This is a genomic window from Streptomyces sp. NPDC102258 (genome assembly GCF_055584685.1).
Genome location: NZ_JBVJLO010000003.1, coordinates 282,509 through 297,463 on the forward strand (window position 1 = coordinate 282,509; position 14,955 = coordinate 297,463).

The following is a 14,955-nucleotide window of genomic DNA, read 5'->3' on the forward strand; positions in this document are numbered from 1 at the left end:
TGCGGGACAATGGGTCCATGCCTTCCGCACTGCCCGACGGTGAACCCATGCCCGAAGACGGCTCGCTGCCGTCGCACGCCCTGGCGGGTGCCGGGGACCGGCCGCTCGGGTTCTACCTGCACGTCCCGTACTGCGCGACGCGCTGCGGCTACTGCGACTTCAACACCTACACGGCCACCGAGCTGCGGGGCACCGGCGGCGTGCTCGCCTCCCGGGAGAACTACGCCGACACCCTGATCGACGAGGTCCGCCTGGCCCGCAAGGTGCTCGGCGACGACCCCCGGGCCGTGCGTACCGTCTTCGTCGGCGGCGGCACGCCCACCCTGCTGCCCGCGCGGGACCTCGTACGGATGCTCGCGGCGATCCGGGACGAGTTCGGGCTGGCCGAGGACGCCGAGGTGACCACCGAGGCCAATCCGGAGTCCGTGGACCCGGCGTACCTGGCGGAGCTGCGCGCGGGCGGCTTCAACCGGATCTCCTTCGGCATGCAGAGCGCCCGGCAGCACGTCCTGAAGGTGCTGGACCGCACCCACACCCCCGGACGCCCCGAGGCCTGCGTCGCCGAGGCCCGCGCGGCCGGCTTCGAGCACGTCAACCTGGACCTGATCTACGGCACCCCGGGCGAGAGCGACGACGACTGGCGGGCCTCCCTGGCCGCCGCCCTCGGCGCCGGGCCGGACCACATCAGCGCCTACGCCCTGATCGTCGAGGAGGGCACCCAGCTGGCCCGCCGGATCCGCCGCGGCGAGGTCCCGATGACGGACGACGACGTCCACGCCGACCGGTACCTGATCGCGGACTCCGTCATGGCCGAGGCCGGGTACTCCTGGTACGAGGTCTCGAACTGGGCCACCACCGAGGCCGGCCGGTGCCTGCACAACGAGCTGTACTGGCGCGGCGCCGACTGGTGGGGCGCGGGCCCGGGCGCCCACTCGCACGTCGGCGGGGTCCGCTGGTGGAACGTCAAGCACCCCGGCGCCTACGCGGCGGCCCTGGCCGCGGGCCGCTCCCCGGGCGCGGGGCGCGAGCTGCTGTCGGCGGAGGACCGCCGCGTGGAGCGGATCCTGCTGGAGCTGCGCCTGGCCGACGGCGTCCCGCTGTCCCTGCTGGCCCCGGCCGGCCTCGCCGCCTCCGCGAAGGCGCTGGCCGAGGGGCTGCTGGAGGCGGCTCCGTACGAGGCCGGGCGCGCGGTGCTGACCCTGCGCGGCCGGCTCCTGGCCGACGCGGTGGTGCGCGACCTGGTCGACTGAGGGGCCCTGCGGCTCGCGGCGCCCCGCCCTGGCTAGGCCGGGGCCGTGACGAAGTCGATCAGTTCCTCGACGCGGCCCAGCAGGACCGGCTCCAGGTCCTTGTACGAGGACACGCGCGACAGGATGTGCTGCCAGGCGGCGCCGGTGTTCGGGGGCCAGCCCAGGGCCCGGCAGACGCCCGTCTTCCAGTCCTGGCCGGGCGGGACCACCGGCCAGGCCGGGATGCCGAGCGCGGACGGTTTCACCGCCTGCCAGATGTCCACGTACGGGTGGCCCACGACCAGCACGTCCGGGCCGGCCGCGGCCGCCGCGATCCGGGACTCCTTCGAGCCCGGCACCAGGTGGTCCACCAGCACGCCGAGACGGGCGTCCGGGGCCGGGGCGAAGCCGGCCACCACCGACGGGAGGTCGTCGACGCCCTCCAGGTACTCCACGACGACCCCCTCGACGCGCAGGTCGTCGCCCCAGACCCGCTCCACCAGCTCGGCGTCGTGGCGGCCCTCCACGTAGATCCGCCCCGCCCGCGCCACCCTGGCCCGCGCCCCGGGCACGGCGAGCGAGCCCGACGCCGTGCGGGCGGGCGCGGCGGGCGCCCGCGAGGGGCGCACCAGGGTCACGGCCGCGCCCTCCAGCAGGAAGCCGGCCGGCTCCATGGGGAAGACCCGCCGCCGGCCGAAGCGGTCCTCCAGGGTCACGGTGCCCGCCTCGCAGCCCACCACGGCCCCGCAGAAGTCGGTGCCCGCCACCTCGACCACCAGATCGGGGTCCGCGGGCACCTCGGGCACGGCCCTGGCGCGCTTCCACTGCGGGGTCAGGTCGGGGGAGTACTCACGCATCCGGCCGACGATAGGAGAGCGGCCCCGCTCACGCCCCCGACACGCCGAACCGGGCCGCCAGTGTGGCGCGTTGCCCACGGACGAAGCCGGCGTCGACCACCGCTCCGTGACCCGGCACGTACAGCGCGTCGTCCCCTGCCAGCGACAGCAGCCGGTCCAGGGCGGCGGGCCACTGCCCGGGCACGGCGTCGGGGCCGGCCTGCGGTTCGCCCGACTCCTCCACCAGGTCCCCGCAGAACACCACCTCCCGCTCGCCCGGCACCAGCACCGTCAGGTCGTGCTGCGAGTGGGCCGGCCCCACGTTGGCCAGCAGCACCTGGACGCCGCCCAGCTCCAGCGTCCGCTCGCCCGACACCAGGTGCTCCGGCGCCCGCAGCAGCTCCACCGCCCCGGCGGCCTCCGCCTCGTCCAGACCGTGCGAGACCGCGCCGCGGCGCAGTTCCTCGCGGCCGCCCGGGGTCGCCAGGAGCCGGTCCAGGCCGACCGCCGCGTAGCACTGGGCGCCCGAGAAGGCCGGAGCGCCCAGCACATGGTCGAAATGTCCGTGCGTGAATGCGATATGGGTCACGCGCCGACCGGTCAGCCGCTCCGCCTCGGCCCGGATCCCGGTCCCCTCGCGCACGCTCGAACCGGGGTCGACCAGGAGCACCGACTCGTCCCCCACCACCAGCCCCACGGTGCAGTCCCACACCGGAAGCCGTCGTCGTCCGGCCCGTCCGGTCAGCCGTTCCCAGCCCGCCTCTTCCCAACGTACGTCCATGCGGCGACGCTACCCTGGCGGGCCACCCTTGCCCGCCCCGTACCGCCCACCCGTACACTGACCGGGGGATCTCTGGCACTCGGGTGCGCAGAGTGCCAACGAGGGGCCGGGGAAGCCCGGCCGACGCACAGTGAACGACCGACCGACGACCGACCGACCGCATCCGGAGGTGTGCGCGATGCTCAGTGAACGCAGACTCGAAGTGCTGCGCGCCATCGTCCAGGACTACGTCGGGACGGAGGAGCCGGTCGGCTCCAAGGCCCTCACCGAGCGGCACCGGCTCGGCGTCTCACCCGCCACCGTGCGCAACGACATGGCCGTGCTGGAGGAGGAGGGCTACATCGCCCAGCCCCACACCAGCGCCGGCCGGATCCCCACCGACAAGGGCTACCGCCTCTTCGTCGACAAGCTCGCCGGGGTCAAGCCGCTGTCCACGCCCGAACGCAGGGCGATCCAGAACTTCCTCGACGGCGCCGTCGACCTCGACGACGTGGTCGGCCGCACGGTGCGCCTGCTCGCGCAGCTCACCCGGCAGGTCGCCGTCGTCCAGTACCCCTCGCTGACCCGCTCCACCGTCCGGCACGTCGAGCTGCTGTCGCTGGCCCCGGCCCGGCTGATGCTCGTACTGATCACGGACACCGGGCGGGTCGAGCAGCGGCTCGTCGACACCCAGACCCCCTTCGGCGAGACCTCCCTCGCCGATCTGCGGGCGCGGCTCAACAGCCGGGTCGTCGGCCGTCGGTTCACCGACGTGCCGCAGCTCGTGCAGGACCTTCCGGAGTCGTTCGAGACCGACGACCGGGCGACCGTCAAGGCCGTCCTGGCGACCCTCCTCGAAACGCTGGCGGAGGAGGCGGAAGAGCGGCTGATGATCGGCGGCACGTCCAACCTCACCCGCTTCGGACATGATTTCCCCCTGACGATCAGGCCGGTGCTCGAAGCGCTGGAGGAACACGTCGTGCTCCTCAAGCTGCTGGGCGAGGCCAGTGAGTCGGGGATGGCCGTACGCATCGGCCACGAGAACGCCTACGAGGGACTCAACTCCACGTCGGTCGTCTCGGTCGGCTACGGTTCGGGCGGCGAAGCAGTCGCCAAACTCGGCGTGGTCGGACCGACCCGCATGGACTACCCCGGAACGATGGGAGCGGTACGCGCAGTGGCACGTTACGTCGGACAGATCCTGGCGGAGTCGTAAGTGGCCACGGACTACTACGCCGTTCTCGGCGTGCGCCGCGACGCATCGCAGGACGAGATCAAGAAGGCCTTCCGGCGGCTCGCCCGCGAGCTGCACCCGGACGTCAATCCCGATCCCAAGACGCAAGAGCGCTTCAAGGAGATCAACGCCGCCTACGAGGTCCTCTCGGACCCGCAGAAGAAGCAGGTCTTCGACCTCGGCGGCGACCCGCTGTCCTCCTCGGGCGGCGGCGCGGGCGCGGGCGGCTTCGGCGCCGGCGGCTTCGGCAACTTCTCCGACATCATGGACGCCTTCTTCGGCCAGGCCTCGCAGCGCGGACCGCGCTCGCGCACCCGCCGCGGCCAGGACGCCATGATCCGTCTGGACCTGGAGCTGGACGAGGCCGCCTTCGGGACGACCAAGGACATCCAGGTCGACACGGCCGTCGTCTGCACCACCTGCTCCGGCGAGGGCGCCGCCCCCGGCACCTCCGCGCAGACGTGTGACATGTGCCGCGGCCGCGGCGAGGTCTCGCAGGTCACCCGGTCCTTCCTGGGCCAGGTCATGACCTCGCGCCCCTGCCCGCAGTGCCAGGGCTTCGGCACCGTGGTCCCGACCCCGTGCCCCGAGTGCGCGGGCGACGGCCGGGTCCGCTCCCGCCGCAGCCTGACGGTCAAGATCCCGGCCGGCGTCGAGAACGGCACCCGGATCCAGCTCTCGGGCGAGGGCGAGGTCGGCCCCGGCGGCGGCCCCGCCGGCGACCTGTACGTGGAGATCCACGAACTGCCGCACCCGACCTTCCAGCGCCGCGGGGACGACCTGCACTGCACCGTCACCATCCCGATGACGGCGGCGGCGCTCGGCACCAAGTGCCCGCTGGAGACGCTGGACGGCCTGGAGGAGATCGACATCCGGCCCGGCACCCAGTCCGGCCAGGCGATCCCGCTGCACGGGCGCGGCGTCACGCACCTGCGCGGCGGCGGCCGCGGCGACCTCATCGTCCACGTCGAGGTCACTACTCCCGCCAAGCTCGACGCCCCGCAGGAGGAGCTGCTGCGCCAGCTCGCGAAGCTGCGCGGCGAGGAGCGCCCGACGGGCCAGTTCGCCCCCGGCCAGCAGGGCCTCTTCAGCCGGCTGAAGGACGCCTTCAACGGCCGCTGAGCCCGGTACGACAGCACGTACGAGCCCGGTCCGGGGACGCCCCGGACCGGGCTCCGTGCTTCCCTCACGGCGGGAGGGAAGCGGACTATGCCAGGCGAATTGCCGTGATTCGGTGCGGTGCGCCGGACGTGGCACGATGCAGTCCATGTCCTCCGCACCGAACGGTCTCCACCCGTACCCGATCGTGCAGGCTCCCATGGCGGGCGGCGTCTCCTGCCCGCCCCTCGCCGCGGCCGTGTGCGAGGCCGGCGGACTCGGCTGCCTCGCCGGCGGCTACAAGACCGCCGACGGCATGTACCAGGAGATCAAGCGGCTGCGCGGACTCACCCGCCGCCCCTTCGGCGTCAACCTCTTCCTCCCCCAGACCGGCTACGTCGATCCCGCCGCCATCGAGACCTACCGCGGCCAGCTCGCGGGCGAGGCCAACTGGTACGGGGTCTCGATCGCCGAGGAGGACACCCTCGGCACCGGCGACGACGGCTACGAGGCCAAGCTCGCCATCCTGCTGGAGGACCCGGTCCCGGTCGTCTCCTTCACCTTCGGCTGCCCCGTGCCCGAGGCCCTCGCCCGGCTGCGCGCGGCCGGTACGCGCACCGTCGTCACCGTGACCTCCGCCGACGAGGCCCGCACCGCCCAGGCGGCGGGCGCCGACGCCGTCTGCGTCCAGGGCGTCGAGGCCGGCGGCCACCAGGGCACCCACCGCGACGACCCGGAGACCGACGGCACGGCGGGCGTCGGCCTGCTCGCGCTGGTCACCGAGGTACGGGAGGCCGTGGCGCTCCCGATCACCGCCGCGGGCGGCCTGATGCGCGGCGCCCAGATCGCAGCGGTGCTCGCGGCGGGCGCCGAGGCGGCGCAGCTCGGCACGGCCTTCCTGGCCTGCCCGGAGTCCGGCGCGCACCCCCTGCACAAGCGGGCCCTGACCGACCCGCTGTTCGGGCACACCGAACTCACCCGGGCCTTCTCCGGGCGCCCCGCCCGGGGCCTGGTCAACCGCTTCATGCGGGAGCACGGACCGTACGCCCCGGCCGCCTACCCCCAGGTCCACCACATGACCGCGGGACTGCGCAAGGCGGCCGCCGAGGCGGGCGACCCGCAGGGCATGGCCCTGTGGGCGGGGCAGGGCCACCGGCTGGCGCGGGCGCTGCCCGCGGCGCGGCTGGTGGAGGTGCTGGTGGCCGAACTGGCCGAGGCGCAGCGCGCGTTGAAGGTGTTGCAGATGAGGAGAGCGTCATGACGGCCCCGGTGTTCGTGGTCGAAGAGGTCCCCGCGGGGCCGCAGTACGTACTGGACGGCCCCGAGGGCCGGCACGCGGTGTCGGTCAAGCGGCTGAACCCGGGCGAGGAACTGGTCCTCACCGACGGCCGCGGCCGCTGGGCGGAGGCGGTCGTCACGGCGGCGGAGGGCAAGGACCGGCTGGTCGTCTCCGTCTCGGGGACCGCCGAGGAGCCCGAGCCGGACGTACGGATCACCGTGGTGCAGGCGCTGCCGAAGGGTGACCGGGGCGAGGTGGCGGTCGAGACGATGACGGAGACCGGCGTCGACGCCATCGTCCCCTGGCAGGCCTCCCGCTGCATCACCCAGTGGCGCGGCGAGCGCGGGGCGAAGTCCCTCGCCAAGTGGCGGGCCACCGCCCGGGAGTCGGGCAAGCAGTCGCGCCGGGTGCGCTTCCCCGAGGTGGCCGAGGCGCTGTCCACCCGGCAGGTTGCCGCCCTGCTGGCCGAGGCGGACCTGGCGATGGTGCTCCACGAGGACCGGGAGGCCGCCTCGCGGCCCCTGGCCACGGTGCGGCTGCCCGCCTCCGGCTCGGTGGTGCTGGTCGTCGGACCCGAGGGCGGGGTCTCCCCGGAGGAGCTTGCCGCCTTCGCGGAGGCCGGCGCCCACCCGTACCGGCTGGGCCGCTCGGTGCTGCGCACCTCGACGGCGGGCACGGCCGCGACCGCCGTCCTGCTGGCCCGCACGGGCCGCTGGTCGTAGTCCGGCGGGCGGGCACGGACGGCTGGTCGCAGTCTCGCCGGTGCGCAGGGGCGGCCGGACGTAGCCGTGCCGATGCGCGCGGGCGGCCGGACGAGGCCCTGCCGGTGCGCGTGGGCGGCCGGACGTAGTCCCCGCTGGTGCGCGCGGGCCGCTGGTCGTAGTCCCGCCTGTGCGCGCGGGCGTCTGGTCGTATCCCGGCCGGCGCGCGCGGGTCGCCGGTCGTCGTCCCGCCGGCCCGTACGGACCCCCGGCCTCGTCCGCCGGTGACGGCCCGGCGGGCGGGAGCGGCGGTTACGATGCCCCGACCGATCAACGCACGACACCGGAGGCACGGCCATGGCCGGGGAACCGCAGGCGGACTGCCTGTTCTGCAAGATCGTCGCCGGGAGCATCCCGGCGACCGTGGTCCGCGAGAGCGAGACGACCGTCGCCTTCCGCGACATCAACCCGCAGGCGCCGACGCACGTCCTGATCATCCCGAAGGTCCACTACCCCGACGCCGCCTCCCTCGCCGCCGCCGAGCCGGCCGTGGCCGCCGACATACTGCGCGAGGCCGGGCTGATCGCCGCCGACGAGAAGATCGACGAGCAGGGCTACCGGATCGTCTTCAACACCGGCACCGGGGCCGGGCAGACCGTCTTCCACACCCACGCGCACGTCCTCGGCGGCCGTGGCCTCCAGTGGCCCCCCGGATAGCCCGTGTCCGTACGAGAGTTCGTGGTCCTCGGCACCGCCAGCCAGGTCCCCACCCGGCACCGCAACCACAACGGCTACCTGCTGCGCTGGGACGGCGAGGGCATCCTCTTCGACCCGGGCGAGGGCACGCAGCGCCAGATGCTGCGGGCCGGGGTCGCCGCGCACGACATCAACCGGATCTGCGTCACCCACTTCCACGGTGACCACAGCCTCGGCCTGGCCGGGGTGATCCAGCGGATCAACCTCGACCAGGTCCCGCACCCCGTGACCGCGCACTACCCGGCCTCGGGGCAGAAGTTCTTCGACCGGCTCCGCTACGCCACCGCCTACCGGGAGACCGTGCGGCTGCGGGAGGAGCCGGTGGAGCGGGACGGGACCCTCGCCGAGGGGCCCCCGTACCTCCTGGAGGCGCGGCGGCTCTCGCACCCGGTGGAGTCCTTCGGCTACCGGGTGACCGAGCCGGACGGCCGCCGCATGGTGGCGGAACTGCTCGCGGAGCACGGGATCAAGGGGCCGGACGTGGGCCGGATCCAGCGCGAGGGACGGCTCGGCGCGGTCGCGCTGGAGGACGTGAGCGAGCACCGGGCGGGGCAGCGGTTCGCCTTCGTCATGGACACCCGGCTGTGCCCCGGGGTGGACGAGCTGGCCGAGGGCTGCGACCTGCTGGTCATCGAGTCGACCTTCCTCGACGCCGACGTCCGCCTGGCCGAGGACCACGGCCACCTCACCGCCGGGCAGGCGGCGCGGGTGGCGCGGGACGCGGGCGTCCGGCACCTGGTGCTGACGCACTTCTCGCAGCGCTACTCCGACCCCTCGGAGTTCGAACGCGAGGCCCGCGCGGCCGGCTTCGAGGGCGGGCTGACGATCGCGGCGGACCTCGCACGGGTTCCCGTACCGAAGCGGCCGTAGGGGCGGCGGCCCGGCGGCGGCCCGGCGGCCGCGCGGAGGAGCGAGTGCCCGGTGAGATGGGTCACACTGGGTTTCGCTCCTGCCGTCCATGGGCAGGGCTCGCAGCTTTCCACCCATGAACCGCAAGCAGAAACGACACTTCACCGGGGAGCACACCGTGACCAGTCGGGACAGCCGCACCAACCGCCCGGGCAAGCTGGACCCGCTGGGCCCGCTCCGCGATGCCCAAGACCCGGGCTGCGACGTCTTCCTGACCGGCACCGTCTTCCTCGACATCATCTTCACCGGCCTCGACTCGGCCCCCGTACGCGGTACGGAGTCCTGGGCGCGCGGCATGGGCTCCAGCCCCGGCGGCGTCGCCAACATGGCCACCGCCCTCGCCCGGCTCGGCCTGCGCACCTCGCTGGCCGCCGCGTTCGGCGACGACCACTACGGCGAGTACTGCTGGGACACCCTCGAACAGGGCGAGGGCATCGACCTCTCCATGTCGCGGACCGTCCCCGGCTGGCACAGCCCCGTCACCGTCTCCATGGCGTACGAGGGCGAGCGCACGATGGTCTCCCACGGCCACGAGGCCCCGCCCCCCACCGGCCCCGGCCCCTTCCCCTGGTGCCCCCCGAAGACCCGCGCCGCCGTCGCCTCGCTCGCGGCCGGACCGGCCGAGCAGTGGGTCGCCGAGGCGGCCCGCCGGGGCTCGCGGATCTTCGCGGACGTCGGCTGGGACGAGACCGGCCGCTGGGACCTGGCCGCCCTGCCCGACCTCGCCCACTGCGAGGCCTTCCTGCCCAACGCCGGCGAGGCGATGCGCTACACCCGCACCGAGTGCCCGCGCGCCGCCGCCCGGGCCCTGGCGGACAAGGTGCCCGTCGCGGTGGTGACCATGGGCGCGGAGGGCTCGTACGCGGTGGACGGCCGGACCGGGGAGACGGCCGAGGTCCCCGCCATCGCGGTGGAGGCCCTGGACCCGACCGGCGCGGGGGACGTGTTCGTCGCCGGGTTCGTCACCGGGAGCCTGGCGGGCTGGCCGCTGGCCGACCGGCTCGCCTTCGCCGGGCTGACCGCCGCCCTGTCGGTGCGGGAGTTCGGCGGCTCCCTCTCGGCCCCCGGCTGGCCCGAGGTGGCCCAGTGGTGGCGCACCGCTCCGGAGGCCCTGCGCGGCCGCTACGGCTTCCTCGACGCCCTGCTGCCCCCCGGCTCCACCTGCGCCCCGCGCCGCCGCGCGGTGCCGACCATCGGGTTCCGTCACCCCGTATGAGCGCCGGGGCCGCCCGCGTGCCCGGCCCCCGTACGGGAACGCCGGGAGAACACCGGGCGGCCGGACCGGAAAACCCCTCGGGGATGACCGGGCGTGGACGTACCCTTGGTACTCCGGAGGTCGACGATCCGAGCGGCCCCTCAGCGGGAGGTATGCGCAGGCCACAGTGCCGGCCCATGACTCAGACACCGACAGCCCCCACCCCCGCGCCGGGCCAGGCGCGCGCCCACTTCACCGTACCGGCGGCCCACCCGATGGTGACGGTGCTCGGTTCGGGCGACGCGCTGCTGCGCGTGATCGAAAAGGCTTTCCCGAAGGCCGACATCCATGTTCGGGGCAATCAGGTCAGCGCGGTCGGACCGGCGGCGGAGGTCGCCCTGATCCAGCGCCTGTTCGACGAGATGATGCTGGTGCTGCGCACCGGGCAGTCGATGACGGAGGACGCAGTGGAACGCTCGATCGCCATGCTCAAGGCGAACGGCACCGGGGGCGGCGAGGCGGAGACCCCGGCCGAGGTGCTCACCCAGAACATCCTCTCCAGCCGCGGGCGCACCATCCGCCCCAAAACCCTCAACCAGAAGCGGTACGTCGACGCGATCGACAAGAACACGATCGTCTTCGGCATCGGCCCGGCCGGTACCGGCAAGACCTACCTGGCCATGGCCAAGGCCGTCCAGGCCCTCCAGTCCAAGCAGGTCAGCCGCATCATCCTGACCCGCCCTGCGGTCGAGGCGGGCGAACGCCTCGGCTTCCTCCCCGGCACCCTCTTCGACAAGATCGACCCGTACCTGCGCCCGCTGTACGACGCCCTGCACGACATGCTGGACCCGGACTCCATCCCCCGCCTGATGGCGGCGGGCACCATCGAGGTCGCACCGCTGGCCTACATGCGCGGTCGTGCGCAGCCCGTCTTCACCAAGGTGCTGACCCCGGACGGCTGGCGCGCCATCGGCGACCTGCGGGTCGGCGACCTCGTCGTCGGGTCCAACGGCGAGCCGACCCCGGTCCTCGGCGTGTACCCGCAGGGCGAGAAAGACGTGTACCGGGTGTCGGCGCAGGACGGATCCTGGACCCTGGCCTGCGGCGAGCACCTCTGGACCGTACGGACGCGGGACGACAAGCGCCGCGACAAGCCGTGGCGGGTCCTGGAGACCCAGGACATGATCGGCAACCTGCGGGCAGGGCACGCCCGCCGCTACGAGCTCCCCATGCTGACAGCTCCGGTCGCGCTGCCCGCACGCGAGGTCCCGATGGACCCGTACGCGCTCGGTCTGCTGCTGGGCGACGGGTGCGTCACGGGCTCCACCACGCCCTCTTTCGCGACGGAGGACCAGGAGCTCGTCCGTGCTCTGGAGTCCGCCCTCCCCGGTGTGACGGCGCGCCACAAGGGCGGTCCCGACTACGTCCTCAACCGGATCAAGTCGCCCGGCGACGTGGTCACGCTGGAAAACCCGGTCACCCGGGTCATGCGCGAGCTGGATCTGCTCGGCACCCGCTCGCACTCCAAGCACGTGCCGGAGGACTACCTGTACAACACGGCCGACGTCCGTCTCGCCGTGCTCCAGGGGCTGCTCGACTCCGACGGCGGCCCGGTCACCCAGCGGGACCGCACTTGCCGGGTCCAGTACTGCACGGCCTCGATCATCCTGCGGGACGACGTGGTCGCCCTCGTCCAGTCCCTGGGCGGTGTGGCCTACACCCGGCGCCGCAGGGCCGTCGACCGGAAGCGGGGAAACGCCTTGGGCGTGCACCGCTACGACTCGCACATTGTCGACATCCGCCTCCCGGAGGGCGTCGAGCCCTTCCGCCTGGCCCGCAAGCGGGACGCCTACCACGCGGCCGGTGGCGGCGGCCGGCCGATGCGGTTCGTCGAATCCATCGAGCCCGCGGGCCGCGAGGAGACCGTCTGCATTCAGGTCGCGGCCGAGGACTCCCTGTACGTCACGCAGGACTACTTGCTGACGCACAACACCCTTAATGAGGCCTTCGTGGTGCTCGACGAGGCGCAGAACACGACCACCGAGCAGATGAAGATGTTCCTGACCAGGCTCGGGTTCGATTCGAAGATCGTGATCACCGGTGACATCACGCAGGTCGACCTGCCCGGTGGCGCGCGCAGTGGTCTGCGGCAGGTGCAGGACATCCTGGAAGGGGTGCCCGACATCCACTTCTCGCGGCTCACGTCCGAGGATGTCGTCCGGCACAAGCTGGTCGGCCGTATCGTCGACGCGTACGAGAAGTACGACGACAGCCAGCAGGCCGCGAACGGCCACCAGCGGAAGTAGAGCTCAGCGCACCATGTCGATCGACGTCAACAACGAGTCCGGAACCGAGGTCGACGAGCAGGCGATCCTCGACATCGCCCGCTACGCGCTCACCCGGATGCGGATCCACCCGCTGTCCGAGCTCTCCGTCATCGTCATCGACGAGGACGCCATGGAGCAGCTCCACATCCAGTGGATGGACCTGCCCGGACCGACCGACGTCATGTCCTTCCCGATGGACGAGTTGCGTCCGCCGTCGAAGGACGAGGAGGAGCCCCCGCAGGGGCTCCTCGGCGACATCGTGCTCTGCCCCGAGGTGGCGAAGAGGCAGGGCGAGGAAGCGCCGACGCAGCACTCCATGGACGAGGAGCTCCAGCTCCTGACCGTCCACGGGGTGCTGCACCTGCTCGGGTACGACCACGAGGAACCGGACGAGAAGGCCGAGATGTTCGGGCTCCAGGCGGCCATCGTCGACGGCTGGCGCGGTGAGCGCGGCATCACCGGCCCGTCGCCGGCGCCCACCGTCTCGTGACCGCGCCGCAGCTCATCGCCGGCGCGGTCCTGCTGGTCGTGGTGGCCTGGTTCGCGGCGTGCGCCGAGGCCGGGATCGCCCGGATCTCCGGCTTCCGGGCCGAGCAGGCCGTACGGGCGGGGCGGCGCGGCAGTGCGAAGCTCGCCCAGGTCGCCGGGGACCCGACCCGCTACCTGAACGTGGCCCTGCTGGTGCGGGTGATCTGCGAGATGGCGGCGGGCGTGCTCGTCACGTACGTCTGCCTCGACACGTTCGGGGACAACTGGACCGCCCTGCTCGTGGCGATCGGCGTGATGGTGCTGGTCTCGTTCGTGGCGGTGGGCGTCTCCCCCCGTACGATCGGCCGCCAGCACCCGCTGAACACCGCGACGGCGGCCGCGTACGTCCTCGTACCGCTGGCGCGGGTGATGGGGCCGATCCCGCAGCTGCTGATCCTCATCGGCAACGCGCTCACGCCCGGGAAGGGCTTCCGCAAGGGGCCGTTCGCCTCCGAGGCGGAGCTGCGCGCGATGGTGGACCTGGCGGAGAAGGAATCGCTGATCGAGGACGACGAGCGCCGGATGGTGCACCAGGTCTTCGAACTCGGGGACACGCTGGTGCGCGAGGTGATGGTGCCGCGCACCGATCTGGTCTGCATAGAGCGGTACAAGACGATCCGTCAGGCGACGACGCTCGCGCTGCGCTCGGGCTTCTCGCGGATCCCGGTCACCGGGGAGAACGAGGACGACATCGTCGGCATCGTCTACCTGAAGGACCTCGTGCGCCGCACCCACATCAGCCGCGACGCGGAGTCCGACCTGGTCTCGACGGTGATGCGGCCGGCGGTGTTCGTGCCCGACACCAAGAACGCGGGGGACCTGCTGCGCGAGATGCAGTCGGTGCGCAACCACGTGGCCGTGGTCGTCGACGAGTACGGCGGCACGGCCGGGATCGTCACCATCGAGGACATCCTGGAGGAGATCGTCGGGGAGATCACCGACGAGTACGACCGGGAGATCGCCCCGGTCGAGGAGCTGGGCGCGGACCGCTACCGGGTGACGGCGCGGCTCGACATCACGGACCTGGGCGAGCTGTTCGGCGTCGAGGCCTTCGACGACGAGGACGTGGAGACGGTCGGCGGGCTGCTGGCCAAGGCCCTGGGCCGGGTCCCGATCGCGGGTGCCTCGGCGGTGGTGGAGCTGCCGGACGGGCGTCCGCTGCGGCTGACGGCGGAGTCGCCCGGCGGCCGGCGGAACAAGATCGTGACGGTGCTCGTGGAGCCGGCGGAGCCGGCCGGGGAGCCCGCGGACGAGGAGGACGGATGACCCCGGCGGAGCTGCGCGCCTTGTGTCTGGAGTTCAACGCGGCGGTGGAGGAGTTCCCCTTCACCCCGGAGACCTCGGTCTTCAAGGTGCTGGGGAAGGTGTTCGCGCTGACGGCGCTCGACGCCGAACCGCTGAAGATCAACCTCAAGTGCGATCCTGAGGAGGCGCTGCGGCTGCGCGCCGAGCACGCGGCGATCGTGCCGGGCTGGCACATGAACAAGCGGCACTGGAACACGGTGACGGTCGGCGGGCTGCCGGACGCGTTGGTACGGGAGCTGGTGGAGGACTCGTACGACCTGGTCGTGGCGGGTCTGCCGAAGGCGGAGCGGCTGCGGCTCGACCGCGCCTGAAGGTCCGGCCGGGACGCCCCGGCGGGCGGCGGCCGGGACGCCCCGGTGGGCGCCTGCCCGGACGCCCCGGCGGGGCCGTCGTACGTCCGTGCCGGGGCGCTCCTTAAGCTGTGCCCCATGAGCGAGAGCACCGTGGGGGCCGGGATCGACCCCGAGGACAGCAAGATCATCACGCTGGCGCGCAGCGCCCGGGCCCGCAACGGGGTGCCCGAGGGCGCGGCGGTGCGGGACGAGACCGGCCGTACGTACGTCGCCGGCACCGTGGAGCTGGACTCCCTGAAGCTGAGCGCCCTCCAGACGGCGGTCGCCATGGCGGTGGCCAGCGGCGCCCGCTCGCTGGAGGCGGCGGCCGTGGTGAGCGCGGCCGACGCGCCCGCCGAGGCCGACCGCGCGGCGGTGCGCGACCTCGGCGGCCCGGCCACCCCGGTCCTGCTGGCCGGCCCGGACGGCACCCTGAAGTCGACCACGCCCGCCGGGGCCTGACGGC

The 14,955-nt window shown here is 73.3% G+C and carries 15 protein-coding genes; 13 read left to right on the forward strand and 2 right to left on the reverse strand.

The features are described 5' to 3' along the window. The first annotated feature begins 17 nt into the window (after positions 1-17). Positions 18-1,250: a radical SAM family heme chaperone HemW gene (hemW, locus tag ACZ6ZT_RS06875; RefSeq protein WP_469716231.1), complete on the forward strand. Its 1,233-nt coding sequence runs from the start codon at positions 18-20 to the stop codon at positions 1,248-1,250. Positions 1,251-1,282: 32 nt separating this feature from the next. Here hemW and ACZ6ZT_RS06880 read toward each other — a convergent pair whose 3' ends face one another. Together ACZ6ZT_RS06880 and ACZ6ZT_RS06885 are read right to left on the reverse strand one after the other, a co-directional pair. Continuing rightward, positions 1,283-2,086: a DUF3097 domain-containing protein gene (locus ACZ6ZT_RS06880; RefSeq protein ID WP_469716232.1), complete on the reverse strand. Its 804-nt coding sequence runs from the start codon at positions 2,084-2,086 to the stop codon at positions 1,283-1,285. A gap of 28 nt (positions 2,087-2,114) precedes the next feature. Continuing rightward, positions 2,115-2,846, reverse strand: a complete 732-nt coding sequence (locus tag ACZ6ZT_RS06885) for an MBL fold metallo-hydrolase (RefSeq protein WP_469716234.1) — start codon at positions 2,844-2,846, stop codon at positions 2,115-2,117. A 178-nt stretch (positions 2,847-3,024) separates the two neighbouring features. Between ACZ6ZT_RS06885 and hrcA the strand changes: the two genes are divergently transcribed. From hrcA to ACZ6ZT_RS06945, 12 genes are all read left to right on the forward strand, one after another. Further along, a complete protein-coding gene (gene hrcA, locus ACZ6ZT_RS06890; RefSeq protein ID WP_469716235.1) occupies positions 3,025-4,041 on the forward strand; it encodes a heat-inducible transcriptional repressor HrcA in 1,017 nt (338 codons plus the stop codon). Continuing rightward, entirely contained in the window at positions 4,042-5,181 is a 1,140-nt protein-coding gene (dnaJ, locus tag ACZ6ZT_RS06895) for a molecular chaperone DnaJ (RefSeq protein WP_469716237.1), read from the forward strand. It begins immediately after the preceding gene. Positions 5,182-5,326: 145 nt separating this feature from the next. Then, the gene (locus tag ACZ6ZT_RS06900) at positions 5,327-6,418 is read left to right on the forward strand and encodes a nitronate monooxygenase (RefSeq protein WP_469716238.1); all 1,092 of its coding nucleotides are present in this window, start codon (positions 5,327-5,329) and stop codon (positions 6,416-6,418) included. Next, positions 6,415-7,158 (forward strand): 16S rRNA (uracil(1498)-N(3))-methyltransferase, encoded by a 744-nt coding sequence (locus ACZ6ZT_RS06905; protein ID WP_469716240.1) that lies wholly within the window; start codon positions 6,415-6,417, stop codon positions 7,156-7,158. Before ACZ6ZT_RS06900 ends, ACZ6ZT_RS06905 begins: the two co-directional genes overlap by 4 nt. 336 nt (positions 7,159-7,494) lie before the next feature. After that, complete coding sequence (locus ACZ6ZT_RS06910) at positions 7,495-7,854, forward strand: histidine triad nucleotide-binding protein (protein WP_469716241.1); 360 nt, start codon at positions 7,495-7,497, stop codon at positions 7,852-7,854. 3 nt (positions 7,855-7,857) lie between these two features. Further along, a complete protein-coding gene (locus ACZ6ZT_RS06915) occupies positions 7,858-8,763 on the forward strand; it encodes a ribonuclease Z (RefSeq protein WP_469716243.1) in 906 nt (301 codons plus the stop codon). 115 nt (positions 8,764-8,878) lie between these two features. Beyond that, positions 8,879-10,018, forward strand: coding sequence for a carbohydrate kinase family protein (locus ACZ6ZT_RS06920; protein ID WP_469716245.1), 1,140 nt, complete (start codon positions 8,879-8,881; stop codon positions 10,016-10,018). Between the two features lie 176 nt (positions 10,019-10,194). Next, on the forward strand, positions 10,195-12,303 hold the full coding sequence (locus ACZ6ZT_RS06925; protein ID WP_469716246.1) for a PhoH family protein: 2,109 nt from the start codon (positions 10,195-10,197) through the stop codon (positions 12,301-12,303). 13 nt (positions 12,304-12,316) lie between these two features. After that, entirely contained in the window at positions 12,317-12,814 is a 498-nt protein-coding gene (gene ybeY / locus ACZ6ZT_RS06930; RefSeq protein WP_030715653.1) for an rRNA maturation RNase YbeY, read from the forward strand. Beyond that, positions 12,811-14,118 carry a hemolysin family protein gene (locus tag ACZ6ZT_RS06935; protein WP_469716248.1) on the forward strand — a complete coding sequence of 436 codons (1,308 nt, stop codon included), beginning with the start codon at positions 12,811-12,813 and terminating at the stop codon, positions 14,116-14,118. The genes ybeY and ACZ6ZT_RS06935 overlap by 4 nt, the downstream gene beginning before the upstream one ends. Further along, on the forward strand, positions 14,115-14,468 hold the full coding sequence (locus tag ACZ6ZT_RS06940; protein ID WP_469716250.1) for an MmcQ/YjbR family DNA-binding protein: 354 nt from the start codon (positions 14,115-14,117) through the stop codon (positions 14,466-14,468). Before ACZ6ZT_RS06935 ends, ACZ6ZT_RS06940 begins: the two co-directional genes overlap by 4 nt. A gap of 117 nt (positions 14,469-14,585) precedes the next feature. Continuing rightward, positions 14,586-14,951 (forward strand): cytidine deaminase, encoded by a 366-nt coding sequence (locus tag ACZ6ZT_RS06945; RefSeq protein ID WP_469716252.1) that lies wholly within the window; start codon positions 14,586-14,588, stop codon positions 14,949-14,951. Positions 14,952-14,955: the final 4 nt, after the last annotated feature.

What these genes read in the sequence shown, in the direction of transcription:
- ACZ6ZT_RS06885 (WP_469716234.1), bottom strand. Translation starts at nt 2,846, where the DNA reads ATGGACGTACGTTGGGAAGAGGCGGGCTGGGAACGGCTGACCGGACGG.
- ACZ6ZT_RS06920 (WP_469716245.1), top strand. Translation starts at nt 8,879, where the DNA reads ATGAACCGCAAGCAGAAACGACACTTCACCGGGGAGCACACCGTGACC.
- ACZ6ZT_RS06925 (WP_469716246.1), top strand. Translation starts at nt 10,195, where the DNA reads ATGACTCAGACACCGACAGCCCCCACCCCCGCGCCGGGCCAGGCGCGC.
- ybeY (WP_030715653.1), top strand. Translation starts at nt 12,317, where the DNA reads ATGTCGATCGACGTCAACAACGAGTCCGGAACCGAGGTCGACGAGCAG.
- ACZ6ZT_RS06940 (WP_469716250.1), top strand. Translation starts at nt 14,115, where the DNA reads ATGACCCCGGCGGAGCTGCGCGCCTTGTGTCTGGAGTTCAACGCGGCG.
- ACZ6ZT_RS06945 (WP_469716252.1), top strand. Translation starts at nt 14,586, where the DNA reads ATGAGCGAGAGCACCGTGGGGGCCGGGATCGACCCCGAGGACAGCAAG.
- ACZ6ZT_RS06905 (WP_469716240.1), top strand. Translation starts at nt 6,415, where the DNA reads ATGACGGCCCCGGTGTTCGTGGTCGAAGAGGTCCCCGCGGGGCCGCAG.
- ACZ6ZT_RS06910 (WP_469716241.1), top strand. Translation starts at nt 7,495, where the DNA reads ATGGCCGGGGAACCGCAGGCGGACTGCCTGTTCTGCAAGATCGTCGCC.
- ACZ6ZT_RS06900 (WP_469716238.1), top strand. Translation starts at nt 5,327, where the DNA reads ATGTCCTCCGCACCGAACGGTCTCCACCCGTACCCGATCGTGCAGGCT.
- ACZ6ZT_RS06880 (WP_469716232.1), bottom strand. Translation starts at nt 2,086, where the DNA reads ATGCGTGAGTACTCCCCCGACCTGACCCCGCAGTGGAAGCGCGCCAGG.
- hrcA (WP_469716235.1), top strand. Translation starts at nt 3,025, where the DNA reads ATGCTCAGTGAACGCAGACTCGAAGTGCTGCGCGCCATCGTCCAGGAC.
- hemW (WP_469716231.1), top strand. Translation starts at nt 18, where the DNA reads ATGCCTTCCGCACTGCCCGACGGTGAACCCATGCCCGAAGACGGCTCG.